Source organism: uncultured Candidatus Kuenenia sp., assembly GCF_900696675.1.
Classification (GTDB): domain Bacteria; phylum Planctomycetota; class Brocadiia; order Brocadiales; family Brocadiaceae; genus Kuenenia; species Kuenenia stuttgartiensis_A.
In genome coordinates this window covers 32,905-57,256 of record NZ_CAADGZ010000005.1, presented here as the reverse complement: position 1 = coordinate 57,256, position 24,352 = coordinate 32,905, and the positions used below count along the sequence as shown (strand labels likewise).

The window sequence follows — 24,352 nt, the reverse complement described above, 5'->3', positions numbered from 1 at the left end:
TAGTTATATGCCCAACATAAAGCGCTTTATGCCCCTTTATAGACTATTTATCGTACTAATGGCAGCAGTATATACCTTACTTTCCTGGAGCGCAATCCAGGCAAGCGAATCGGGCGACCTTAATAACGTACCGATTGAGGTTGCAGCGAGTGTTGAGAAAAGCGATGTGACGATTGGCGACAAAATAAACGTAATAATTCAGGCAAAGAGTCCTGTTGGTGTAAATGTTACAATACCCGATCCCGGAGACCGTATCGGAGAATTTTTTGTAAAAGATGCGGGCGAGACAAAGGAAGCCGTCGGAGGAAAAGAGGGGGACAGGATTGTTGAACGCCGCTATATTTTGCGTTCTTACAAAACCGGGCTGCAAATAATTCCGCCAATAAAAATAAAATACCATGCAGAAGGTTACGGAGAGGGGGAAGTTGCTACAAATGAACTTGAAATAAACATCAAAGGCATGATAAAAGAAGGTGAAGAGATCACTGACATTCGTGACATTGCCCCTCCTCTCGGCGTTGACACAAACTATGTGCGTTTACTCCAATGGATTTTTGCAGGAGTTGCGGCAATTGCCCTGTTCATGCTCGCCTACCGGATATTGAAAAAGCAAAAGGGCGGAAAGCGTGTTCAAACAAGAGTAGCAGCAAAGAAGCTGCCACATGAGACAGCTTATGAATTGCTTGAGATATTATTAAAAGAAGACCTTGTCGGGAAAGGTCTGGTAAAAGAATATTATTACCGCATTACCAATATTTTGCGGCATTATATAGAAGACCGGTTTGGATTGTCCGCCCCCGAACGTACTACGGAAGAATTCCTGGTTGAAATGGCATATACAAATAAATTAAATACCGCTCATAAAAAATATATTCAGGAATTTCTTGAGAAATGTGACCGTGTAAAATATGCAAAATACGGCCCTTCTTTATTGGAAAGTCAGGAAACATACGATCTTGCAAGGCGGTTGGTAGACGAAACAAAGAGCGAAGGGGAAGAGAAAAAAGAAGAGGCAGTGATTGTTGATGCGAAATGATAATAGCAGATGTGTCGTTAATTACTGTTTTGTATCGCGTTAACCTTTTTAAAAAGGATGAAAAATGGTAAAAGCGCCGGAAAAATTTATGGAAACATATTTAAGTCGTGAAAAAGAGCTTAGTGGTAAAAAGGAAAGGAGACCTTCCCGTGAGCATGCAGCGGTATTCTCCCCGGAAAAAACGAACAGACTTAAAAGGAATATGCAAATAATCTGGGGAATTTATGGCACTCCGGAAATTAAGGAAATCCTGGCAAAAAAAGAGAGGATTCATTTTTTAGATTTGAAAAATGCCAGGGCTTGCCTGAATCTTTACTATGTAAACAGAGGGGTACTGGCTGAATACGAAGTAGATATGGGAGACCAAAGAGATCTTGCCGGCGCCAGGATATACAAGCAATCGGAAACGCTTATTAGTAGGTATTTCTATACGGAAAAGGGAGCGGAAGAACTATTGAAGTCAACAAATGAGGCGTACCAGGCTTTTGTCGATGCTCTTTCGGCAAATGATATAGAAGAAAATGCCCTATGGGATGCAATTGCAAAGCAAGAAAGCATTAAACTATCGCCGGGATATTAAAAACCTTCATGCATGCTGCTAAATCCTCTCTATCGAGAGGGGCCTGGGAGGGGTGTTATCTGTCCCGTTCCCAAACTCCAGCCTGAGAACGAGCATTTTTACATTTTCAAAAACCAAACTATTACCGTATATTTAATTTATATTATTAATACGTTTTTCCATGATATGTTGTTTTAAATGATTCTTCGAGACCCTTTATTACTACTGTTACTGGTTATTATTCCCTTTCTGCTGTATGTTTATTTCCGGCAAAAAGGAACACATCCGCTGATTTTTTCTTCAATAAGAAATCTAAAAAAATTAAAACCTTCACTTGCACAAAGGTATCGCCACATCATTGTTGTTTTACGCTCGCTGGCTATTGCATTATGTATTATTGCATTAGCGCGTCCGCAGCAAGGCAATGAACAAACAAAGGTAAAGACAGAAGGGATAGACATTGTTCTCGCCGTGGACATTTCAGGAAGTATGCTGGCGGAAGATTTCGAGATGGACGGCAAACGCCAGAACCGTTTGTATGTGGTAAAGCAGGTGGTAAAGGATTTTATAAACAAACGCTCAACCGACCCTATCGGCCTGGTGGTATTTTCGGCTAATGCCTACACACAATGCCCTTTAACGCTCGACTATGGGATATTACTGCAGTTTTTGGAAAAAACAGAGATTGGGCTACTTGAAGACGGCACAGCAATCGGCTCTGCGATTGCTTCCTCTGTAGACCGTTTGAGAAATACAAAAGCACAAAGCAAGGTGATTGTGCTTTTAACGGACGGCAGAAATAATTCAGGGCAAATTGACCCTCTTACCGCAGCGGAACTTGCACAGGCATTTAATATTAAAATTTATACGATCGGGGCAGGGTCAAAGGGATTGGTCCCTTATCCTGCAAGGGATTTATTTGGAAACAGGGTGATGAGACAGGTAAAGATAGATATTGATGATGAAAGCCTGGCGGAAATAGCAAATATTACCGGAGGCCGGTATTACCGGGCTACCGATACGGGGTCGCTCAAAGAAATTTACCAGCAAATAGATGCGCTCGAAAAAACAGAAACGGAAATAACCCATTACAAGGAATACAAGGAATTGTTTCATTATTTTCTGCTTCCGGCATTTGGGTGTTTATTGATTGAATTGTGCCTGAAAAAAACAAAATTAAGGAAAATTCCTTAATAACTGTGCCTGTTTTTACACATACTACAGAAAACAAAACTATTATATCGGGAATACAATTTACCACATATGCAATACGGCAATCTTAATTACTTATACCTGCTTTTCATTGTACCTGTTCTGGCTATAGGGTATATACTCTTCTTTCAAAGAAGAATGAGAGATTTAAACCGGTTTGCCAGTCTCGATCTGTTGAAGATGGCAGGCTTTTCCCTTAGCAGAAAAAAACAATGGCTCAAGGCTGTTCTGATGATTATTGGAGTCCTCTTTCTTATCATCACACTCATAGAGCCCAAATGGGGATATCATTGGGAAGAGGTGGAAAAAAAGGGCATTGATATTATGATTGCGGTTGATACTTCCCGAAGTATGCTGGCAGATGATGTAAAACCAAACCGCCTGGAAGTCGCAAAACGGGAAATTGAAGACCTGTTGAAAATACTGGAAGGCGACCGTGTCGGGTTGATTGCATTTGCGGGTAGGGCGTTTACTTATTGTCCACTCACCTCTGATTATAGCGCATTCCGGCTTTTTTTGAATGATTTGAATGTAAACATTATCCCCGTAGGCGGGACTGCAATAGCCGAGGCGATTTATAAGGGCATCGACGCCTTTGGCGAAAACGAGAACAACCATAAAGCAATGATAATAATTACCGATGGGGAAAACCACGAAACCGATCCATTAAAAGCGGCAAGTAAAGCAAAAGAAAAGGGGATAGTCATCTATACGGTCGGCGTTGGCAAAAAAGAAGGGTCGTACATCAAAATCATTGATGAACAGGGAAAAGAGACTTTATTAAAAGACGCACATGGGCAGGTAGTAAAATCAAGGCTGGACGAAATAACCCTGAATAAAATAGCGCTTGAAACAGGCGGACTTTATACACCCGCATATGGTACTAAATGGGGACTGGCGAAGATTTATAATGAAAGCTTCGCACAAATAGAAGGGTCTGTTTACAAGACACAAAGGGTTAAAAAATATGTAAACCGGTTTCAGATCCCCCTTTTCTTTGCCATTATTTTCATATGCCTCGAATGTTTTGTGAAAGAAACGAAATACTCTTGAGAGAAAAAAGGATTCTATGACGAATGTGCTGCCTTTCATTATAAGCGGTTGGTTGTTTCTCGGCTGGATAGACCCCTTTGCCGATCAGGTCCGGCAGGGAAATGAACTCTATAAAAACGGAAATTATGACCAAGCCCTGGAAAAATATCTTAACGTACAGGTAGATTCCCCAGATGTTCCGCAATTGAGTTTTAATGTTGCTGATACGCAATACAAGCGGGGTAAATACGATGAAGCACTTAAATCATTTGAGAAGGTGCTGAAAACGGGAACCCCGGAAATGCAGGCGAAAACCAGTTTTAACATAGGAAACACACTCTATAAGCAGGGGAAGATGGGCGAGGCATTAGACTGGTATAAAAAAACGGTTGATATTATTGATGAAATAGCACCAAAAAAAGGCGGTGAACTTGAACAATTAAAAAACGATGCAATGTATAATCATGAATTTGTCGAAAAAAAATTAGAGGAACAGCAACAACAGGGGCAGGATAATCAACAGGAACAGGAACAAGAACATAAACAAAGTGAACAGGAACAGCAAAATGACCAGAACGAAGGCGATGATCAATCTGCTGAAAATAAAGAACAAGAGGGTAAGGAACAAGAACCGGATGGAGGTAACCAGCCATCCGAAGATAAGCAGGAAGAAGATTTAAACAAGGAGAATGAACAACCTTCTCACGCGAATGAAGAGCAGCAGCAGCAGAAAGATAAACCTCCTACACAGCAGCAGGATGCGCAAACCCAGGAAGAGGGAAATCGACAAATGTCGAAAGAAGAAGCGGAGCGTATTCTTGATGCGTTGAATCAGGTTGAAAAAGAGGCGAGACCAGTAAACAGAGAAAAACAACACCAGCCACACAGGTCGGTAGAAAAAGACTGGTAATTCCTAAGCTGGTAAAGCCGGAACCAAAAAAGTACTAATACATCGTTCCGTTAAAATGTGTACGTAAAAAAATGTCATTGCGAGGAGTGGAGCGACTAAGCAATCTCTTGTTCCTAAAAGACTTAAGATTGCTTCGCTGTCGCTCGCAATGACGGTATCAATGTAGATATTTTAATTAAACATTATACTAGATAAAAAATATGAAGCACGAAATACGAAACAAATTCTAAATTTCAATTCCACCCCCTGCACCCCCGCCAGCAGGGGACATTTTCCCCTTTTGGAGGGGGTTGAGAGGGAGGATTTTAGAATTTGTTTCGCATTTCGGATTTTACCATTAAATGTTTTGCCAAAAAGCACGCACTGACGAATGGAAGTGTGCAAAGAAATTACTGATAAGGTGCTAATTCAGAGTGGAGCGGTAAATAGGAATTTATTTGGTATAGGAAATATTTTAAAATGAAGAAACTTACAGGCTTTGTTTGGCTTTTTATGTTACTGGCAATTATTTTCGGAGGCATGGAAAAGGTATATGCCTCGGAGATTGGTTTAACCGTCACGGTAGATAAAAACATATTAACATTGGACGATAAGTTGAAACTCACATTGACCGTCTACGGCGCACAGGATGTATCTCAGCCAACATTCCCGGAAATAGAAGGCTTTAGCGTGTTGTATGGACCTCAAATTACCGCACAGACGCGAATAATCAACGGGGAGGTATCGATAAGCAAGGGATACACCTATATGTTGCAACCCGTTGCAAAGGGCAAATACACCATCGGCTCATCAACTCTGACGCACAACGGAAGGCAATATACCTCAAATCCGATAAATATTGAAGTGATAGAATCAAAACCTTCCACAGGCACAAAAACGATTGATCTTGATAAGTTGGTTTTTGTGGAATTGTATACGGATAAAGATGCGGCATATTTATATGAACAGGTAACCCTTTACTTCCGGCTCTATTTCCAGAAAGGATTGCCGGTTGCTGATATTGATTACACTGCGCCTGCTACAAGAAATTTTATGGAAGAAAAACTGGGTGACCAGCGCCAATATGAAGTAGTAAGGGATGGCATACTCTATAGTGTACTGGAACTGCGCACCGCGATATTTCCAATAGTGTCTGGAGAATTGGCAATAACGCCGGCAAAAGTAAAATGTAACTTAATTGTTCAGGAACAGAGGAATCGCAGGGGGACGCCGTTTGATGATTTTTTTAACGATTCATTTTTTGATGACTTTTTTGGCAGTGGACAAAGGAAATATCCCGTAGAAAGGACAACAAACCCTGTTCTCTTAAAAATAAAACCTTTGCCGGAAGACGGAAAACCAAAGGAATTTAAAGGCGCCGTGGGAAATTTTAATATGGAAGCTTCCGTTAAAACATCCCGGGTAAGGATAGGAGACCCGATAACATTGTCTATTTCTGTATATGGAGACGGGTATATTCAGACCATAAATGAACCTGAGCTGGCATTCAATAATGACGAAGATTTTAAGGTTTATCCCGCAGAAGCAACTACACAAATTACCAATAGAGAAGAAGTTCTTCGCGGCAGAAAAGTATTCAGCAAGGTAATTGAACCACAAAATACAGAGGTAAGAAACATCCCTGCAATCGTATTCAGCTATTTCGATCCTCGTGAAAATCAATATAAAACAATTACAAAAGAACCGATTCCTATCACGGTGGATTCATGGGAACAGGAAATACCCATTCAATTGGCACACTCTCTGGAAAAATCGCCGTCTTCCCGGCGGCAGGTACAGTTGCTAACACAGGATATCCTCCCCATCATGACCAATCTTTCTTCTTTGAAGAATCAGGGAAATCCTCTCTATAAAAACCCCTTCATCGTAGGAGGCCTTTTTCTTCCCGCTATTGCCCTGGCAACCACTTTTTTTGTTGTACGGCATAAAGACCGTCTTCAAACGGATATCGGTTATGCGAGAAACAGAAGGGCACGTTCCGTGGCAAACAAAAGACTCACCCTTGCGCAATCTGCGCTTTTTGGGGATTCATCCCCCATGTTTTATGCATACCTTTCCAGGGGAATTACCGAATACCTTGCGGATAAATTCAATATTCCCGCCGCAAGCGCGTCGGGTGGAAAAGTGGAGGAATTGCTGCGAAATAACAGAGTTTCGGATGACGTCATTGCTGAAGTAGCCCAATGCCTGTCTGATTTTGATTACCGCAGGTTTTCCAGCGACGCCGGCACGATAAATGAGAGGGAAAACTCTTTAAAGGTTGCAGCGCAGCTCATTACAAAATTGGAGAAACAACTATGATTCGAACACAATTCCAAATATTCATTTTTGTTATACTGTTTATTTTCGGAGGGGTGGCATTTGCAGATGCCCTTTTGAAGGATGAGGTGATAAAAATGTTTACCGCTGCAAACGAAGACCATTTGCAGGCCATGAAGCTCATAGCGGAAAAGAAACTTCCGGAAGCAAATAAAAAACTCGAAGAAGCCGCGCTACAGTATGAGATAATCCTTTCCAAAGGTTTTCGGCACGGCCAGATTCACTATAACCTCGGAAATACTTACTATCGTTTGGGAGAAGTGGGCAAAGCAATTTTAAACTATCGAAAAGCCGAGAGGTTGATGCCGGGAAACGCAGAGATTAAAGCAAACCTGAGACTGGCAAAAAACTCCATCGAAGACAAAGAGGTTATTCATGAGACGCCGGCAGTCATTCAACGGATATTTTTCTGGTTTTTCCTCTTGAATCAGAGTGGACTCGCGGTCTTTTCGGTATTAATTTATGTAATGACCATGTTGTTACTTATTGCGTTGGTGATTTTAAAATATAGATGGTTGAAACGTCTTATCGTAGGCTTCGCGGTTGGATTGCTGATCGCTGTTGTATCGCTGGGAATAAAAATGTACGTGGAACGGGGCATTGATCACGGAGTGATAATAGCAAAAAATTGTTTGGTGCGGTATGGTCCAGGGGAAGAATATGAAACGAAATATGAAATTCACGAAGGGGCGGAATGTGTCATTGAACAAGTAAAAGGGCAATGGTATAAGGTATATGTGCATGTAGGTATAAAACAGGGAGATCCCCTGCGGGCTGATGCTGATAAAAAAGAGGATAAGGAAATAAGAAGGGGCTGGCTGCACAAAGACGCCGTGGGCATCATTTAGTAGCGACGTGCCGGGTCTTCAGGCAGATAGAGATATGGGGGGGTTAATAATCAGTGGATTTTAATCGTACAAAATCTGTGGTCACTGCAATTGTGAAAATCCAAAATACTAAACACGAAATCCGAAACAACTTCTAATGACAAAATGATTTGAAATTCTAAACGAGAGTATCTTTCGTATCTCGCTTTTCGTGCTTCATATTATTGCCTGCCTGTGCGTGATCTCATGCAGACAGGGATGTTTTGGATTTGTTTTGAATTTTATACTTTGTTATTCGGATTTGTTTCGTATTTCGGGAGCATTCCCGATTTTTTGTAAGCGTTCATGGAGTTGGAGCAAAACAACCCTGACAGGGTTTGAAACCCTGTCAGGGTTAACACTACTGTACGTTTTATTAAAACAGGCGGAAGTCACAAAAAATCGGGAATGCACCCCGTATTTCGTATTTTTTATTTCTTGTTTGTTTGGTTCTTGGCTATGCCATCTCAGGAATTTTAACATTTTTGGAGTTTATAATGGGCGGAATATACGGCAAATTAACGATTACCGCATTTATTTTATTTGTGGCAATCCAGGTCGGTTTTATTATCATGTGCGCAGCGTTTGGCAGAAGAAATAAAAATGTCTTAAAACCATAGAAATAGTAAAACGTAAGATAAAGTAAAAACGGCTGAATTATTTAGGGGATTTTTATGAAGACAATTAATTTAAAAGCTCATTTTGATGGCAAAAAAATACTTTTAGATGAACCATTTGACATTGAACCAGATACAAAACTCATCATAACTGTTTTGCCGAAGCACTTGGATGAAGAGCGGTAAGACTGGATGGTCATCTATACAAAGAGGCTTGCAACAGGCTTGTGGAAAAAATGAGCCAGAATATTCTACGGATTTAATAAAATTGGAGGAGAAAAATGACAGAGATTGATAAGCAAGACGAAAGAATTGGTTTCATCTTTGGTGGTGAGATTCCAGATGTCACGGAAGAATCTTTAGCGACATATCTGACCTACTTAAAGGAGCATATCGAATTGCCATGTGAGCTAACCGGCATCGAAGATTTTGATTGGGAAGAGTATTATGTGATTGGTCCAGGAGACCAAAAGGAGTATGAGAAGCTAAAAAAGACCAAACCCTCTTATACTGATAAGTACGATATGCTCTCGTTAGCAACTGAAGTAGATGAATGGGTGGGGATTTTGGTCAATTTGAAGCGAGTCTCAGATAAGAAGAAATTCACTTTACCATTAGCGGAGCTGAAAGCAACAGATGAGAAATTGAAGAACTATCAGTTGCTGGATGATTATTCTGTCTGGTTTGTAAATAATCGATAGCAAAGCGGTAAACAGGTATTGGTGATTGTGTGGTGAATCGCCGCATAACCGTTGCACACAGGTTGGGTCAAATGGGCAATTTTATCCTGTTTTTGCGATATGCATTCCCCACTTCAAAAAAATAGTACTGAATAGGGCATATGCTTCGTCCCTACTTACTTTTTGTTTAGGAGAAGGCCGCCATTTGCCCTGTAAAAGAGGGAATCCCCCCGTACAACATCACAAAAGACGTCGCTCTCTCCCTGGTTGTCAAGCAGCATGCCTATGCCGGTGATTTCTTCTGTTTTTGACGGAAAGGAAAAACCCTGGCTGCTGTCCTTTGCCCGGTAAACGTCATCTCCCTGAAAATCCGCCAACACTCCGATACCCTTCTCCATGCCCGCCCCCTGCGAGACGATTTCGCCCGTATAGATGTCATTCCCCATGGTATCAACAAGAAACCCTATGCCGGTATCGTGCCCACACCCCTGCGAAACGCCAAAAGAACACTCGTATTTGTCGTCACCCCCGTTATCCCCCAGTATTCCAATTGCAGAATGTATGCCGGCGCCCTGGGCATAGCGGCTTGCATAGTAGGTATCGCTCCCTTCGGAATCAAACAATAACCCCATTGAAAAATAATATCCGCTACCCTGAGAGAAATAGTCGCCATAATACCCGTCCGAGCCTTTTTTATCTATTAATATCCCTATGCCGCCGGAAGCCCCCACTATGGTCGTTTCAGGTCTGATGCCCATGCCCATTCCCTGCGACATGGATTGAAAGGATTTTTCAGGATCCCTGAAATCAGGGTATTTTCCGCCGGTAAAATAAAAATCGTTTCCATTATCATCTTCCAATATCCCGATTCCTTTTGTAAACCCGACTCCCTGCGAAAACTGGCGGCTGAAATAAACGTCGTTACCATTGGCGTCTATCAATTGTCCCAATCCAAAAAAACCAACCCCGCTATTCAACGCATTTCCGCTATAGAAATCATCGCCTTCGTTATCGAGTAATATCCCTACTCCAAATAACCCTGCTCCCTGCACAAAATCCCGTCCCAAATACTTGTCATCACCTTTAACATCCTCAAGAATGCCAATTCCAAATCTGCCGGTTCCCTGAGCAAATGGTTTTGCGGCATCATACGTGTCGTTGCCGGAAAAATCAATGCAAACGGAAACGGGTATTTCTTTACCCGATGCGCCTGCATTATTAGAATAATAATCATTTCCGCCAAGATCCACGATGACCGCTGCATCATTATAATAATAGGTAGCGCCGGTTCCACCGATGACGATCTTCCCTATGCTTGTATCCTGCACCAGTAAAACATCGCCGGCATAGTCATCGTCTCCCCCTGCTTCTTTACCGGAAGGAATTTTAATGTTATCTGCACCCTGGAGGAATGCTGGCAGGGTAAACGGCTGTAAAGCCGTTTGCGTCAGATCGCCGTCATATTTTTTTATATCTTCAATCCTGTGCAGCATCAGTGTTACGGCTTCAAATAATCCTGAAAGATCAACCTTTTGAGACAACTCAAGCACTCTTGCCATATCGGATGGCTCAATAGTTTCTTCCTGAACCCATATTTTTTGAGCGGATTGATACAAAAAATCAAACTCATCCTCTGTTAAAGCGTCAAACACTTCCTTGATAAGCGAAACACAGGGGACAATATCATTGATGAGCCTTTGTATGCTTGCCTGCAAGTCCCCCTCATGGTTTATTTCTTCTCTTTCTGAAAATTCAACATCTAATAACTTTGCCGCAGACAGCACCTGGCCGGCAATGCTTTCTTCCAGAAAAAGATCCCGGATAATTTTACCGGTTTCATACGTATTCATTGGATTTTGCAGCGAATAATCTATTATGGACAAACGAAACGGATTTGATGCTTCATTTGTCTGATATCCTTCCCTTACGTAAACTTCCTCCCCTATTCTTTGAATAGTATCGCTGCACATTTTTCTATATGCCCTGTTTTCCATTACAAAGTCCATAAACGATTGCCCTTGTCCTTTTTTGGCACCTTGGGTTAAAAATGTTTTCGGGGATAAAACAGGGAGACTAACGGGTTTTTTCACATTTTTTAAAAGTTTTGCGATAAGCTCCGGCCTGCACTCAATTACATTGCCATCCCTTAAGACCGTCAGTGTCGGAACGGCTCCGGCGCCCATAGTTTCTATACTATTTTTGAACCTGATTAAATTCTTCCCTTCATTATCGACAAGAGGTTCATTGTTAATCTTTGTTATAATATCTCCCGTTTTCATGCCTGCCTTTTCTGCCGGAGAACCTTTTGTTGTTTCTACAACCAAAATGCCTTTGTCCTTTTCATTTTCCATAAAGATGCCAATCCACCCCTTATTGAAATGTACCTTTTCCTTATCAAAGCCTGTCTCCGAAAGTTCAAAAAAATTTTCAGGAGAAAAGCTTACATCCCTGACTGATACCGGCACAGCCTCTTTTGCAAAGGCATGGTGAGGTAACATATTTACTGTAAGTGTACAAAAAAGGATTACCCTGTATAAAATTTTTATAACCATATTCATATTCATCCTCATTTATCTTCGTTCGTAACGAAGCAACCGCTTCGTTCTACAAGTTTGAAATTCCTAAGCCGGCATAGCCAGAACCAAACTAGAAATAAAAAACATGAAAACACTTTCCGGCAGCATAATCAACATTGTGTGTTTATACGCCCTTTATATTTGCTTGACAAGATAAATTAAAGCTAATATCATAACCAAACGTCACGTTTTTAACCCGCCGCGATGAGGCTTGCAGCATGGGTAAACCATCAGTACGCCCATCAAAAATAACATAACATTTAACCAATATACCTATACAATGGAACTTTTGTATCCGGAAAAAGAAAAACCACCATTAATCCTCGTTGTAGATGACGTTGAGGCACACCTTGAACTCATAGAAGCGGTATTGACCACAGAAAGATATAGGGTTGAAGCTACCACCGACGTAAAAAAAGCCATTCGGTTCACTGAAACTCATTCTCCTGAATTAGCCATTCTGGATGTAATGATGCCGGGGATGAATGGCTACGAATTGTGTAAAAGACTGAAGTCTACCTCCAGGAGAAAGTTCTTCCCTATAATCCTCGTGACAAGTCTCAATCAGGTAGAAGACAAAATAACAGGACTTGAGGCAGGGGCAGACGATTTTTTCAGCAAACCATTCAACACCCTCGAACTTATTACAAAGATTCGCTCCCTCATTAAACTTGAGAGACTCCAGGATGAACTGGAATGCTCAGAAGATATAATCTTTACCCTCGCAATTACCATCGAGGCTAAAGATTACTATACAAAAGGACATTCAGAAAGGGTTGGCAATTTGTCGGCGGAATTTGCCGGTTTTTTAGGATTTCCTGATAAAGATATCATTAGTATCAGAAAAGGCGGCATATTGCACGACATTGGAAAGATTGGAATAAATGAAGCAATACTTCTAAAAAGCGCCCGTCTTTCCGAAGATGAAACAACCCTGGTGAGAGACCACCCTGTGATCGGATCAAAAATCTGCAAACCATTATATTCCTTACGCCAGGCACTCCCTATTATAAGAAGCCACCACGAGAGATGGGACGGAAAAGGCTACCCTGACGGACTTACGGGCAATGAAATACCTGTTATGGCAAGAATGGTAAATATTATTGACACATTCGATGCGATGACGTCTATAAGACCTTACAGGAATGGTGTTTTTACGCGGGAAGAAGTCATAGCCACCATGAAGAAGGAAAAAATGTCAGGACAATGGGATCCCCATCTTACGGGAAAATTTATAGAAATGATGGAAAAGCAGTATCTGAATCAATGGCCGCTGAAAAGAGATTAACGTTAATGAGTCTGTGATTGGCTCATAGCAATCTGGCTAATGGCTATCGTTTTTAATCTGTACTACTATCCATCAACTCGTGGCTAAATAAAAAGGAGACTATGTGAAAAATATAACACTTGAAACTATTTGCAAAAAGATTACTGATCTGCAGCATGATATAAATCTGATTAAGAAGATTCTTTTAGAGGAGCCAGAGTTACGTGAAGATTTTATTTTACGGATAAGAGATATTGACCTGGAAAGGTCCATTATAGTTGATGACTTCAAAGAGAGATACGGACTAAAATAGTGTATAAGCTTGCCACTAAGGAAAGTCTTGACAAGAAGTTCAAAAGACTTCAGAAAAAAGACAAAGAAATGCTGCGGTTAATTAATCGGAAAGTACAAGAGATATTGGCAGATCCTTATCGTTTTAAACCGCTGAAAAAACCATTGCAAAATAAACAAAGAGTTCACGTCTGAGGATCATTCGTTTTGGTTTATGAGATAAATAAAAAAGAAAAGATTGTAACACTTTTCGATTTTGATCGTCATGATAATATCTATAAAGATTAACTACAGTGTTACGTTTTTTGACATTTGAATTTGTTTCGTATTTCGAATTTGGTTGCGGCCAAAGGCCGCGCCAGGAAATCTGTGGTTCCCTCGTCGGCAGTCTTCAGTCTACAATCGACAATCGGCAATCGGCAAATTGCAGATTGAGGACTGAGGATTGCAGATTGAGGATTGATGACTGTTAACAGATTGTTTCTTTAAATAATATGGAGTCTGGCAGTATGATAAAAATTGCCATAGCGGGTGCAGGAAAGGGCGGCAAAGCCCTTCTTGATATATTTCACAACAATGGCGAGACACAGGTAGTCGGCATAACCGATAAGGACAAGAATGCGCCCGCCCTGCGCCTCGCTAAAGAATGTGGAATTTTTAGTACAGATACCATTGATGAACTCTATTGTCAAAAACCAGACATTATTCTCAACGTTACCGGCAACGCTGAGATAAGTGAATATATCAGAAAATCTTCCCCCAATCCTGTAGAGGTTATAGAGGGTACAGGGGCAAGATTCCTCTGGGAATTAGTAAGTAAACAGCAAGAAGCCAGAAAGGACATGGAGGCACTGTATCAAAGCGGGCTACTCATTACACGATCTAAAAGTTTAACCGGCGCCCTTGACGAGGCGCTTGGTTCCGCCTTGAGGCTTACGGACACACCTGCCGGGAGCATTGCAATCATTGACGGCGAAGAAATGATTATGGCCTCTCAAAAAGGCTTAAGCCGCGATTTCCTGAAATCATTGCGATGGAAACCCAGAGGGGATGGCATTACCCGATATATACTGGAACAAACCAAGCCGGTCGAGTTTCAGGATGTTGAGAAGGAACCGATGTTTAATGATACGGTGATTTTAAAAGAAGGTATAAAATCTCTCCTTGCAGCGCCGCTCCTTCTAAACGGCAGTGTAGTCGGCATACTCTATTTAGACGATTTCAAGCCACGGGTATTTACCGAAAGACATAAAAACCTCATAAAACTCTTTTCTACAATGGCCGCCCAGACAATTGAAAAGTATAAATTACTCCACGACCTGGAAGCATCCTTAATGTATTTTCAGGGGATGCTGGATGATTCGGGCGACATAATTATCACCACTGACTGCGAAGGCAATATTGTGAAGTTTTCAAAGGGCGGCGAGAAAATTTTAGGCTACAAGGAACATGAGATCAGAGGCAAAAAATGCTCCGAACTCTACGTAAATAAAGGGGAACGGACGAATATCCTCGAAGCACTCAGGGGAAAGAGTTCTCTCTCCAATTATGAAACAACACTCCTCAAAAAAGATAACACCCCGGTTGATATAAGCCTCACTATTTCGGAGTTGCGGGATAAGACAGGTAACGTCATAGGCACCGTAGGGATAAGCAAAGACATTACCGAAGAAAAACGCATGAAAGGTGAACTGGAGAAGAAGAATAAGGAACTTGAGGAACTGACCAACAACCTGGAAGAAAAGGTGCTTGAGAGAACAAACGCGCTTGAAAAAATGAACAGGGAGCTTGTCAGGGCAAACGAACTGAAAGGACGTTTCATCGCAAACGCAAGCCACGAACTCAGGACACCTCTTCATTCCATAATAGGTTTCTCAGAAATACTGCTCCAAAAAACCTTTGGAGATTTAACCGAAAAACAACAAAGATACCTGAACACCATCTTTGGTTCTGCCAAACATCTCCTTTATCTGGTGAATAATATCCTGGATCTGGCAAAAATAGATGCTGGTAAGGCTGAAATTTCCTATCAGACATTTCCGGTGAAAAGCGTCATTGATGAAGTATTAGTGGTAATAAGGCCACTTGCGGACCGGAAGATGATAGTGCCTGAGACAGTGGTCCATCATGACGTCTATTTTACCGCAGACAAGATAAAGTTTAAGCAAATCCTCTACAACCTGATAAGCAATGCAATTAAGTTTACGGCGGATAGCGGCAATGTAGGCATTGCCATTGAAAAGATAATCAGCGATAAAAAAACCTTCCCATGGGTAACAGAATCGCAGGAGTTCCTTAAGGTCTCCGTGTGGGATACGGGAATAGGCATCAAACCGGAAGACAGAGAGCGGATCTTTGAGGAATTTGAGCAGATCGATTCCTCAAAATCCACGGAGGGCACGGGACTCGGCCTTTCGCTTACGAAAAAACTCGTGGAAATACACGGGGGACATATCACGGTTGAAGGCATTTATGGGCAGGGTTCGGTCTTTAATGTCTACATGCCCTTCATAGTCAGGGAAGGATACGGTGCTGTAAAGGCATCCATGACTTCCCTGACGGCCTTGCCAGAAGAAGAACAACAAGGGCCACTGATACTTGTGGTGGAAGATGATTTACCGACAGCCGAGATTCTGGACATCCATCTTACCCAGGCAGGTTACCGGGCAGCGCATGCCTATGACGGAGAAGAAGCATTACGTAAGGCAAAGGAACTCAGGCCATTTGCGATTACCCTTGATATTATGCTTCCAAAAAAAGACGGTTTGGCGGTACTTCAGGAGCTTAAGGCGGATGCGGAAACCAGAAATATTCCGGTAATAATCCATTCTATTGTGGAGAATAAAGAGCTGGCTTTTGCCTTGGGGGCAGCAGACTACCTGGTAAAACCAGTGGAAAAGACAACTCTTCTCGAGAAACTTTCGGAAATGTCTTTTGTCACAAAGAAAAGCCATTTTCCAGTAAACATTCTTGTTATTACCAGCGATGAAACCACCATGGGGACCCTTCATAGCACCATTGAAAATGAAGGGTTTCTGATGCAGACTGCCACTGATGTTGAAAGTGGACTTAGCCTTGCATTGGCGACAAAGCCGAATTCTATTATCATTGATTTGGGCATACAGGAGGGAGGATTTAAAATAATCAGAGAATTTCAGGAAAATCCCGCCTTGAAAGACATACCCATTTTTGCCATTGCCGCAGAAACACTTTCTCCAAACGAACGGTTGGAAATGGTAGATCAGATAGAATGGGTTTTATGGAGGGAATCATTAAGCTCAAAATCATTTATAAATCATTTGAAGGATATCGAGATCATGCACCCGAAAAGGGCGGGGCTTATTGATGAACTGACCATGATTTTCAATCACCGGTATTTTCAGATACGGCTGGTGCAGGAAACATTGAGGGCGGAACGATATAATCTGCCGCTGGCGCTTATACTTTTCGATATTGATCACTTTGACAACTATGTTGCCCGGAAGGGAGAGTACTATGGCAATCTCGTCATTAAAAAAACCTCCGGGCTTGTCAAGAAAAACACAAGGGGGTCTGATATTTTTATCCGGTACGGAAACAGCACTTTTGCCCTGCTGCTGACAAATACCATTATGTCGTCCGCAACCAACCTCGCAAAGAGATTTGTCTCAACAATCCACGATTATCCGTTCCTTTATGAAGAGGTTCAGCCTATGGGCAAGATCACCATAAGCCTGGGTCTTGTTGAATTTAAGGCGCAGTCTCCTGAAGAATTCGTCTATGCCGCCGAATTTTCACTCTCTGCTGCAGCAGCAAAGGGCAGAAACAGGGTAGAAGTGTATAGGAAAAGCGATAAAACATAAATACAGTATCAATTTAGAAATACAAGCAGTCATCATGTTTCATTTGCACAACACACAGAAACAATGAAAATGGTTTTATAACCATATCGTGTTGTAGTATATGTGCTTAAGCTATTTTTTGTAGTCTTACTTTCGAGGCAGAAGAATAGATGCTGATCAACCCTGTTTTACTGCATGCCGACAGGGGGGATTATTGGGGTGTTTGAAACTCCTAAACTTTAAATTAGGTTGGGTTTTTAAAAGACAAAAACCTAACGGCATTCATTTTTACCCACCCCTCCCAAAAGGAGGAATTTGATAATCCTTCTCTTGGGAGGGGTGGGTTTGTTCAAAGAAGGATAGAAATATGAAGTCTAAAGTATATTTTATAAAAACTGAAAATGGAGAAAAGGTCCCTTCCCTCGCTGAAAAAGCGGGAAAATTGTTTGATTATGCCAATTTTAAGGACGCCATTAAGAAAAATGACATGGTGGCGGTAAAAACAAGTTTCGGCGAAAAAGGGAATATCGGATACCTCAAACCACCAATTATTAAATCAATTGTCAACAAGGTAAAAGAGCATGACGGGAAACCTTTTTTAATTGAAACAAACACGTTGTACCTGGGGAGAAGGACAAATGCCGTTGATCATATCGCACATGCGCACGAACATGGTTTCAGTTATGAAAGTGTTGGCGCTCCGATCATCATCGGAGACGGCCTTTTCGGAGAACATGATGTGCAGGTAGAGATCAACCAGAAAATGTGCAAATATGCCCATGTTGCGGGAGTGGCAAGGGCGTCCAATGCAATCGTCTCTATTTCCCATGTAACAGGACACCTCGCAACCGGCATGGGGGCAACGTTGAAAAACATCGGGATGGGACTCTCTTCACGCGGTGGAAAATTATCACAACATTCTGGAGTCATACCGCAGATTCTTAAGAAAAAATGCACCACCTGCGGGGTATGCGGAAAGTGGTGTCCGGTTGGAGCGATTAAAATTGGGGAAGAATATGCAATCATTGACCCGCAAATATGCATCGGCTGCGGAGAATGCCTGGCAGTATGCCAGTTTCAGGCGGTAAAGATTGCATGGGACGAAAATGCCGTAAATCTCCAGAAAAAGGTGGCGGAACACTGTCTTGCTATTTTAAAGGGAAAAGAAGGGAAGGCGGTTTTCTTTAACTTCCTCACGCACATTACCCATCATTGCGATTGTATGGACAAACCCTTTGAGCCTGATATTGCAGACATCGGCATCATCGCCTCATGGGACCCCGTTGCAATTGAAAAAGCGACCACCGATCTAATCAGGGAACACATCGGCAAGGACTTTTTTAAGGAATCCTGGCCAAAAATAGATTACACCGTTCAGATGAATTACGCCCAGGAAATAGGTTTGGGGAGTATGGCGTATGAACTGGTGAGTTGTGGATAAAAAAATTTGCAACACTTTAATCTTTGAAAAAGTAGGGGCGAAGCATTTGCTGTAAATTGTAATAAATGTATCCATACCCAAAATGGCAAATGCTTCGCCCCCTGCTTTTTCAAAAAACCAAATTGTTATATTTCAACGACTTTCACTAATATTTCGACACATTTAATTCTTCCATTTCACCCGTAACCATATATACCGTCCTTTCCGCTATATTTGTCACCCTGTCCGCAATACGTTCCAGATTGTGAGAAACCCATGTAAGGTAGGTTGCCAGATTGATTATCTTTGGATTACCCATCATCAGCAGCAAAAGTTCGTGGTAAATCTGGTCGTGGAGCGCATCCACTTTATCATCTTCATCACATACACTCCTTGCCGCTTCCACATCTCTTTCCATAAAGGCCTTGAGAGATTTTTCCAGCATGGCAATGCCTATCTCCCCCATTCGTGGAATATCAACCAATGGTTTTATCAAAGGTTCCTCGCCAATCATAATATTTATCTTGGCATTGCCCTCCGCATGATCACCCATCCGTTCAAGGTCGGTTATTATGCTCAGAATAGCGGTCAACGTCCTTAAATCCACCGCCAGAGGCTGTTGTGTCGCAATGAGTACAATACATTTCTCCTCAATGTCAAACCGCTTTTTGTTAATCTCCAGGTCTTTTTTTATAATTTCCTTCGATGCCTCTATGTCTCTGGTTTGCAATGCCTGTATGGAATCCTGTATCGCCTGCGAAACCATTTTCCCCATATCAAGCACTTCGTCCTGCAGCGCTTTTAAAGCCTTGTGATATACTTCACGTACCATAACGTCCCCGCCTCCCCTCTCTTTTAAACCGGCAAAACCCGTCCTTTCCCAGCACCATAACATGGCGTAATTGTTCCAGGATACCCTGCGAAATAACCGCTGTTTTTGCAATGAAAATTGTTTTCACGTTTCTACCCGAACCTGCCCGTTATATAATCCTCTGTCCTTTGTTTTTTCGGTTTCGTAAATAATTCAGTCGTATCATCATACTCTACAAGTTCCCCCATCATAAAGAACCCGGTATAATCGGAAACCCTTGCCGCCTGCTGCATATTGTGGGTTACGATAACCACCGTGTAGTCCTTTTTCAGTTCGACAAGCATGTCCTCTATCTTTGCCGTGGCAATCGGGTCTAACGCGGAACAAGGTTCGTCGAGAAGTACAATTTCCGGTTCCATGGCGATTGCCCTTGCGATACACACCCTCTGTTGCTGTCCTCCTGACAGTTCAAGGGCGCTGAGATGGAGGCGGTCCTTTACCTCGTTCCATAGCGCCGCCTTTATAAGCGTCTTTTCGCAGATATCATCCAGTGTATTTTTTTTCTTTATTCCCAATACACGCGGACCGTACACCACATTCTCATAAATTGTTTTCGGGAACGGGTTTGGTTTCTGGAATACCATGCCAACCCGCTTCCTGAGTTCAGTGACATTGACAGAGGGGTCGTAAATGTCTTTTCCGGCAATCTTAATGGAACCCTCAATCCGCACCCCTTCTATAAGATCATTCATGCGGTTTAAACACCGGATTAACGTTGACTTTCCGCATCCGGAAGGCCCGATAAACGCTGTGATCATTTTTTCTGAAATATCCAGGTTTATGCCATTCAGGGCTAAATTGTCGCCGTAATACAATTTCAGGTCTGTAATATTAACTACCGGATTAGGTTTTTTTTTCATTTTACCGGGAGAAATGGTACACCTCTCTTGTTTTCAAAATTACTTCTTTAGAAACATACATCTCTTATACAGATGACATCCTGTATTTTTTTCTCAACTTGTTACGCACTATTATTGCCGTAATATTTAATACCAGCACGCTAAATAGTAATGCAAGGGTTGTGGTATATACCATGGGAATTGCAGCCTCGACATTTGGCGACTGAAACCCTACATCGTAAATGTGGAAACCCAGATGCATAAATTTTCTTTCTAAATGAAGAAAAGGAAAATGATGGTCTATGGGGAGAGAAGGTGCAAGTTTCACAACACCCGTAATCATAAGCGGTGCAACCTCTCCCGCTGCCCTAGCCATTGCCAGAATAGTACCGGTAAGTATGCCCGGGGCGGCCTGGGGAAGCACAACCCGCCATAACGTTTCAAATTTTGTTGCGCCAAGGGCGTAAGAACCTTCCCTTATCGATCCGGGCACGGAAGACAGCCCCTCTTCCGTAGAAACGACCACTACCGGCACCGTTAATAATGCCAACGTAAGCGCTGCCCACAAAATACCGCCCGTTCCAAACGTAGGGGACGGCAATGCAGATTTAAAAAACACATTGTCAATAGTACCCCCTATTAAATAGATAAAAAAGCCAAGCCCGAATACCCCGAAAACAATTGAGGGAACACCTGCCAGATTGTTGACCGAGATGCGTACTATCCGTGAAATAAAATTATCACCGGCATATTCTTTCAGATAGACTGCCGTCAATACTCCAAGGGGAACGACGGCAATACTCATGATAAATACCATCATGACCGTACCAAATATTGCAGGGAATATCCCCCCTTCCGTATTGGCCTCCCTTGGTTCATCGGCAATAAACTCCCACAATTTTGTCAGATAAAAACCTGTTTTTGCGAATACATGCATCGAATTGGGTGTGTACATACGTACTACCTGAAAAACAGGAAGTATTTTTTCTTCTCCACCGGCAAGACGTATGATGAATTCTTTCTCTCTTGCCTTTTGGTAAAGGTTTGAAAGCAAGGCCTCCTTTTCGCGATATATTTTCTCAAGGGCGTCAATTTTTATTTTGACGCCATCCATTTTTTTTTGAACTATATCAGACGGCGGCAGCGACTGTAATTGTTTTACGATAATTCGTTTTTTTTCCATCTGATAGTTAATGTCGCCAATTTCCTTTTTTTCGAGCCGCCTTATTTTTTTGAAAAGTTTTTTATTTTCGTTTATAAACCCCATTGCCCCTTCCGGTTGTATTGCTTCAATCCCGCCGTTCTTTCCTATAATGCCCTGCAAAAACCCATACATATTTCCCCACTCGCGCCTCTCGATGGCAACAGCATCGGCGGGATATTCCAGTAAAACTATTTTGTCATCATCAATCCATCTGAAATCAAGTCCGTAAATATCACGGTTGCCTATTTTGATCTTTGTCCGGTAACCATCTTTTTCGTAGGGAATAGGCTCTTTTTTTGCCACCTCCCCTAAAACCGTTGTCCCGTCTTTGAGATGAAAATGAACAATGGTATGCGGCCAAAATATACCAAGCCCTTTTATCATAATAAGCGTAATCAGCCCGCAAACCATCAAAAGGCATATGGTCAGAGAGCTTGCGGTTAACCACACATATGGATCACCTGACTTTAAAAACTTTTTCATAGTTTACTGTATTTTTTCTTCATCTTTTGCCGGACTACTTCGGCAAGGGTGTTAACAATAAATGTTGTCACAAAAAGCAGAAGTGATGCAAGAAAAAGCACCCGGTAAAGAGTTCCGCCAAACGGCGCTTCGGGTATTTCCACGGCAATATTTGCAGCCAATGCCCTGAATCCGCTGAAAAGATTCCAGTCCATCACAGGGGTATTACCCGTTGCCATAAGCACGATCATGGTTTCCCCCACTGCCCTCCCAAAACCGATCATAACTGCAGAAAAAATAGCCGGGCTTGCGGTGGGGAGCACAATCTTCATCGCGGTTTGCCACGGTGTAGCGCCAAGTGCCAAAGAAGCGAAAATAAGGCTTCCGGGAACATTGCTCATGGCATCTTCTGATATGGTAAAAACAAGCGGTATCACCGCAAATCCCATGGCAAACCCTACTACAACTGCATTTCTCTGGTCATAATGCAGCCCTAAAACATGTAATAACCACTGCCGGTAATCTCCTCCAAAAGCAAACGATTCAAATACCCCCGAAAGGCAAATAGATCCAAAAATTGCGCTGATGATAAATGGTATCAAAAATACCAATTCCACGCCATGTTTGTATTTACTTTTGCAGAATAGAGGAGTCACCTTCCAGATAATCATCGCGGCAGAAATGGAAAGTACAATGAAAAATGGCATAATTACCAAAGCCGGAAAGATTTTTTCAATTAACGGAGCAAGCCATAATCCTGCGAGAAAACCCAGAATCACACTGGGAAGTGCCGCCATTAATTCAATAACAGGCTTGATTACCTTTAAAGACCGGTGGAGAAATTGCGAAGTATAGAGCGCCCCGAATATGCCGATTGGCACGGCAATAAGCAGCGCATACACCGTGCCTTTGATCGTACCGAAGATTAAAGGAATCAGGCTGAACTTTGGCTCAAAATCGTCCGTACCGCCGGTTGATTGCCATATGTATTCAGGTTTTTCGTATCCCTCATACCATACCTTGCCAAACAGTGTCTTTAATGTAGTTTCAGGATGCGGGTTAGAAATGTTCCACAAATATAATGCGCCTGATGCATCGGCTGCCAGGATGCCGTTTGCCTTTTGAGAGAAGGCAAGTGCGGTTACAGGAGAAGACGTTTTCACATTTAACAATGTTTGTTCTGATGTGGCGTGGCGGAGAAGTACCAAACCGTTTGAATCGGCAGTAACAAAACCCTTGTCTCTCACAGACCCGGCAATAGCCACTACCGGGGCGTTATGGGATTGAAACGTATGTATTTTTTTCAGCGACCATCCCGAGAGAGACAATGCATCTCTCACCTTCATCCAGGAGGAAACTTTGCCTTCTGAGTCGCCAATCACCAGTGAAATATCGCCCAACAAAAACCTCATTGCGGAGACGACGCTGCCGGAAACCTTTACCCGTTCCAAAACTACGGGTTCCTCTTTCTCCCTTATGTCAATACATATTACCTCCCCTGAATCTGTGCCGACATAAAGATTATCCATAAAAATGTCAAGGGCAAGGGCAGTTATGGCAATCGTCCCTTCCCGCAGTGGCTGTTCCGTCTGATTATGTATAAAAGGGGTAATTCTACGTAACGATTTTTTAATGAGGCGGGTAATATCCTGGCATAAATCCCTCTTTTCCCCTTCTCCAAAAAGAGAGGTCTCTATTATTGAAGAAAGCAGCAACAACCGGCCATCGTCAGTATGTACCGCAGTAACACTTGTTTCTTCATCCTCCCGCGAAACAATGTGTTTCACTGCAAAAGGCAAAGAATCGCCTTCTTCATTCGTATGAATCGCTTTACGCGAAGAAATTACCGGGGATATTATCCGTTTTCCGTTTTCAAACGATTGGGTAAAACCAATGGAAACCGTTAAAATTCTCCCGTCATCCATTCCCATAACATGATGGTCTTTATATTTGTCAACCGATGTGATATGCGCGTTACCAATCCCGGGAAGATCGTGTTTCCTGATAATACTGCCGTCCCGCAGCGAGACAAATTCTGTTTTGCCATTATTATACACGACATACGCAATCTCCAGATGTTCATCAGCGCCAATACAAACCGCCGCCTTACGAATGGCAAATGTATTTTCTTTTACAACCTTCGCTCCTTTTAAAAGGGGAAGGACTTCCATGAAGATAAAGACAAAGAGGGCAAGTATTACAAATATGGTGGCTACACCGCTGCATGTGATCATCCAGCGGGCAGTTTTGTCGGTAAGTTTTCTGCTTTTCAGGCTTTTCATATGCGAACAAACAGTGCGGTCTAAAAGAAAACCACCCCTCTTCCCTAATTTTCAGTTTCTTAGGAATACAAAGGGGTGATTATTAAAA

19 protein-coding genes are annotated in these 24,352 nt (G+C 42.2%); 14 read left to right on the top strand and 5 right to left on the bottom strand.

Features of this window, described 5'->3' with window-relative positions; translation table 11 throughout:
• Positions 1-7 precede the first annotated feature (7 nt).
• From QZT26_RS01890 to QZT26_RS01845, 10 genes are all read left to right on the top strand, one after another.
• A complete protein-coding gene (locus tag QZT26_RS01890) occupies positions 8-1,036 on the top strand; it encodes a hypothetical protein (protein WP_295100216.1) in 1,029 nt (342 codons plus the stop codon).
• A gap of 88 nt (positions 1,037-1,124) precedes the next feature.
• Positions 1,125-1,616, top strand: a complete 492-nt coding sequence (locus QZT26_RS01885) for a hypothetical protein (protein WP_295100215.1) — start codon at positions 1,125-1,127, stop codon at positions 1,614-1,616.
• 177 nt (positions 1,617-1,793) lie between these two features.
• Positions 1,794-2,789, top strand: a complete 996-nt coding sequence (locus tag QZT26_RS01880; protein WP_099324086.1) for a VWA domain-containing protein — start codon at positions 1,794-1,796, stop codon at positions 2,787-2,789.
• 156 nt (positions 2,790-2,945) lie between these two features.
• Positions 2,946-3,860: a VWA domain-containing protein gene (locus QZT26_RS01875; protein ID WP_157820360.1), complete on the top strand. Its 915-nt coding sequence runs from the start codon at positions 2,946-2,948 to the stop codon at positions 3,858-3,860.
• Between the two features lie 16 nt (positions 3,861-3,876).
• Positions 3,877-4,749, top strand: coding sequence for a tetratricopeptide repeat protein (locus tag QZT26_RS01870; RefSeq protein WP_295100212.1), 873 nt, complete (start codon positions 3,877-3,879; stop codon positions 4,747-4,749).
• Positions 4,750-5,208: 459 nt separating this feature from the next.
• Positions 5,209-7,050 (top strand): BatD family protein, encoded by a 1,842-nt coding sequence (locus tag QZT26_RS01865; RefSeq protein ID WP_099324089.1) that lies wholly within the window; start codon positions 5,209-5,211, stop codon positions 7,048-7,050.
• A complete protein-coding gene (locus QZT26_RS01860) occupies positions 7,047-7,916 on the top strand; it encodes a tetratricopeptide repeat protein (RefSeq protein WP_099324090.1) in 870 nt (289 codons plus the stop codon). The genes QZT26_RS01865 and QZT26_RS01860 overlap by 4 nt, the downstream gene beginning before the upstream one ends.
• Before the next feature lie 515 nt (positions 7,917-8,431).
• On the top strand, positions 8,432-8,554 hold the full coding sequence (locus QZT26_RS01855) for a hypothetical protein (RefSeq protein ID WP_261341080.1): 123 nt from the start codon (positions 8,432-8,434) through the stop codon (positions 8,552-8,554).
• 54 nt (positions 8,555-8,608) lie between these two features.
• Entirely contained in the window at positions 8,609-8,737 is a 129-nt protein-coding gene (locus QZT26_RS01850; protein ID WP_261341081.1) for a hypothetical protein, read from the top strand.
• A 95-nt stretch (positions 8,738-8,832) separates the two neighbouring features.
• A complete protein-coding gene (locus QZT26_RS01845) occupies positions 8,833-9,252 on the top strand; it encodes a hypothetical protein (RefSeq protein WP_099324092.1) in 420 nt (139 codons plus the stop codon).
• A 155-nt stretch (positions 9,253-9,407) separates the two neighbouring features.
• Here the strand turns inward: QZT26_RS01845 and QZT26_RS01840 are convergent, their stop codons facing one another.
• A complete protein-coding gene (locus QZT26_RS01840) occupies positions 9,408-11,783 on the bottom strand; it encodes a PDZ domain-containing protein (protein ID WP_295100209.1) in 2,376 nt (791 codons plus the stop codon).
• A gap of 304 nt (positions 11,784-12,087) precedes the next feature.
• On the opposite strand from QZT26_RS01840, the gene QZT26_RS01835 reads away from it, so the two are divergent.
• The 4 genes from QZT26_RS01835 to QZT26_RS01820 all read left to right on the top strand — a co-directional run bounded on the left by QZT26_RS01835 (position 12,088) and on the right by QZT26_RS01820 (position 18,627).
• Positions 12,088-13,095: an HD domain-containing phosphohydrolase gene (locus QZT26_RS01835; RefSeq protein ID WP_099324094.1), complete on the top strand. Its 1,008-nt coding sequence runs from the start codon at positions 12,088-12,090 to the stop codon at positions 13,093-13,095.
• Positions 13,096-13,198: 103 nt separating this feature from the next.
• A complete protein-coding gene (locus tag QZT26_RS01830) occupies positions 13,199-13,387 on the top strand; it encodes a hypothetical protein (RefSeq protein WP_099324095.1) in 189 nt (62 codons plus the stop codon).
• 487 nt (positions 13,388-13,874) lie between these two features.
• On the top strand, positions 13,875-17,207 hold the full coding sequence (locus tag QZT26_RS01825; RefSeq protein ID WP_295100206.1) for a diguanylate cyclase: 3,333 nt from the start codon (positions 13,875-13,877) through the stop codon (positions 17,205-17,207).
• Positions 17,208-17,553: 346 nt separating this feature from the next.
• Positions 17,554-18,627 (top strand): DUF362 domain-containing protein, encoded by a 1,074-nt coding sequence (locus tag QZT26_RS01820; RefSeq protein ID WP_295100204.1) that lies wholly within the window; start codon positions 17,554-17,556, stop codon positions 18,625-18,627.
• A 145-nt stretch (positions 18,628-18,772) separates the two neighbouring features.
• Here QZT26_RS01820 and phoU read toward each other — a convergent pair whose 3' ends face one another.
• The 4 genes from phoU to QZT26_RS01800 form a co-directional block, all read right to left on the bottom strand.
• Positions 18,773-19,501 carry a phosphate signaling complex protein PhoU gene (gene phoU, locus QZT26_RS01815; protein WP_295100202.1) on the bottom strand — a complete coding sequence of 243 codons (729 nt, stop codon included), beginning with the start codon at positions 19,499-19,501 and terminating at the stop codon, positions 18,773-18,775.
• A gap of 68 nt (positions 19,502-19,569) precedes the next feature.
• The gene (gene pstB / locus QZT26_RS01810) at positions 19,570-20,337 is read right to left on the bottom strand and encodes a phosphate ABC transporter ATP-binding protein PstB (RefSeq protein ID WP_099324098.1); all 768 of its coding nucleotides are present in this window, start codon (positions 20,335-20,337) and stop codon (positions 19,570-19,572) included.
• Between the two features lie 64 nt (positions 20,338-20,401).
• Positions 20,402-22,003, bottom strand: coding sequence for a phosphate ABC transporter permease PstA (gene pstA, locus QZT26_RS01805; RefSeq protein WP_099324099.1), 1,602 nt, complete (start codon positions 22,001-22,003; stop codon positions 20,402-20,404).
• Positions 22,000-24,264, bottom strand: a complete 2,265-nt coding sequence (locus QZT26_RS01800; RefSeq protein WP_099324100.1) for an ABC transporter permease subunit — start codon at positions 24,262-24,264, stop codon at positions 22,000-22,002. The genes pstA and QZT26_RS01800 overlap by 4 nt, the downstream gene beginning before the upstream one ends.
• Positions 24,265-24,352: the final 88 nt, after the last annotated feature.

Excerpts from the sequence above, each read along its gene's own strand:
- QZT26_RS01890 (WP_295100216.1), top strand. The coding sequence starts at position 8 with ATGCCCAACATAAAGCGCTTTATGCCCCTTTATAGACTATTTATCGTA.
- QZT26_RS01885 (WP_295100215.1), top strand. The coding sequence starts at position 1,125 with ATGGAAACATATTTAAGTCGTGAAAAAGAGCTTAGTGGTAAAAAGGAA.
- QZT26_RS01880 (WP_099324086.1), top strand. The coding sequence starts at position 1,794 with ATGATTCTTCGAGACCCTTTATTACTACTGTTACTGGTTATTATTCCC.
- QZT26_RS01875 (WP_157820360.1), top strand. The coding sequence starts at position 2,946 with ATGAGAGATTTAAACCGGTTTGCCAGTCTCGATCTGTTGAAGATGGCA.
- QZT26_RS01870 (WP_295100212.1), top strand. The coding sequence starts at position 3,877 with ATGACGAATGTGCTGCCTTTCATTATAAGCGGTTGGTTGTTTCTCGGC.
- QZT26_RS01865 (WP_099324089.1), top strand. The coding sequence starts at position 5,209 with ATGAAGAAACTTACAGGCTTTGTTTGGCTTTTTATGTTACTGGCAATT.
- QZT26_RS01860 (WP_099324090.1), top strand. The coding sequence starts at position 7,047 with ATGATTCGAACACAATTCCAAATATTCATTTTTGTTATACTGTTTATT.
- QZT26_RS01855 (WP_261341080.1), top strand. The coding sequence starts at position 8,432 with ATGGGCGGAATATACGGCAAATTAACGATTACCGCATTTATTTTATTT.
- QZT26_RS01850 (WP_261341081.1), top strand. The coding sequence starts at position 8,609 with ATGAAGACAATTAATTTAAAAGCTCATTTTGATGGCAAAAAAATACTT.
- QZT26_RS01845 (WP_099324092.1), top strand. The coding sequence starts at position 8,833 with ATGACAGAGATTGATAAGCAAGACGAAAGAATTGGTTTCATCTTTGGT.
- QZT26_RS01840 (WP_295100209.1), bottom strand. The coding sequence starts at position 11,783 with ATGGTTATAAAAATTTTATACAGGGTAATCCTTTTTTGTACACTTACA.
- QZT26_RS01835 (WP_099324094.1), top strand. The coding sequence starts at position 12,088 with ATGGAACTTTTGTATCCGGAAAAAGAAAAACCACCATTAATCCTCGTT.
- QZT26_RS01825 (WP_295100206.1), top strand. The coding sequence starts at position 13,875 with ATGATAAAAATTGCCATAGCGGGTGCAGGAAAGGGCGGCAAAGCCCTT.
- QZT26_RS01820 (WP_295100204.1), top strand. The coding sequence starts at position 17,554 with ATGAAGTCTAAAGTATATTTTATAAAAACTGAAAATGGAGAAAAGGTC.
- phoU (WP_295100202.1), bottom strand. The coding sequence starts at position 19,501 with ATGTTATGGTGCTGGGAAAGGACGGGTTTTGCCGGTTTAAAAGAGAGG.
- pstB (WP_099324098.1), bottom strand. The coding sequence starts at position 20,337 with ATGAAAAAAAAACCTAATCCGGTAGTTAATATTACAGACCTGAAATTG.
- pstA (WP_099324099.1), bottom strand. The coding sequence starts at position 22,003 with ATGAAAAAGTTTTTAAAGTCAGGTGATCCATATGTGTGGTTAACCGCA.
- QZT26_RS01800 (WP_099324100.1), bottom strand. The coding sequence starts at position 24,264 with ATGAAAAGCCTGAAAAGCAGAAAACTTACCGACAAAACTGCCCGCTGG.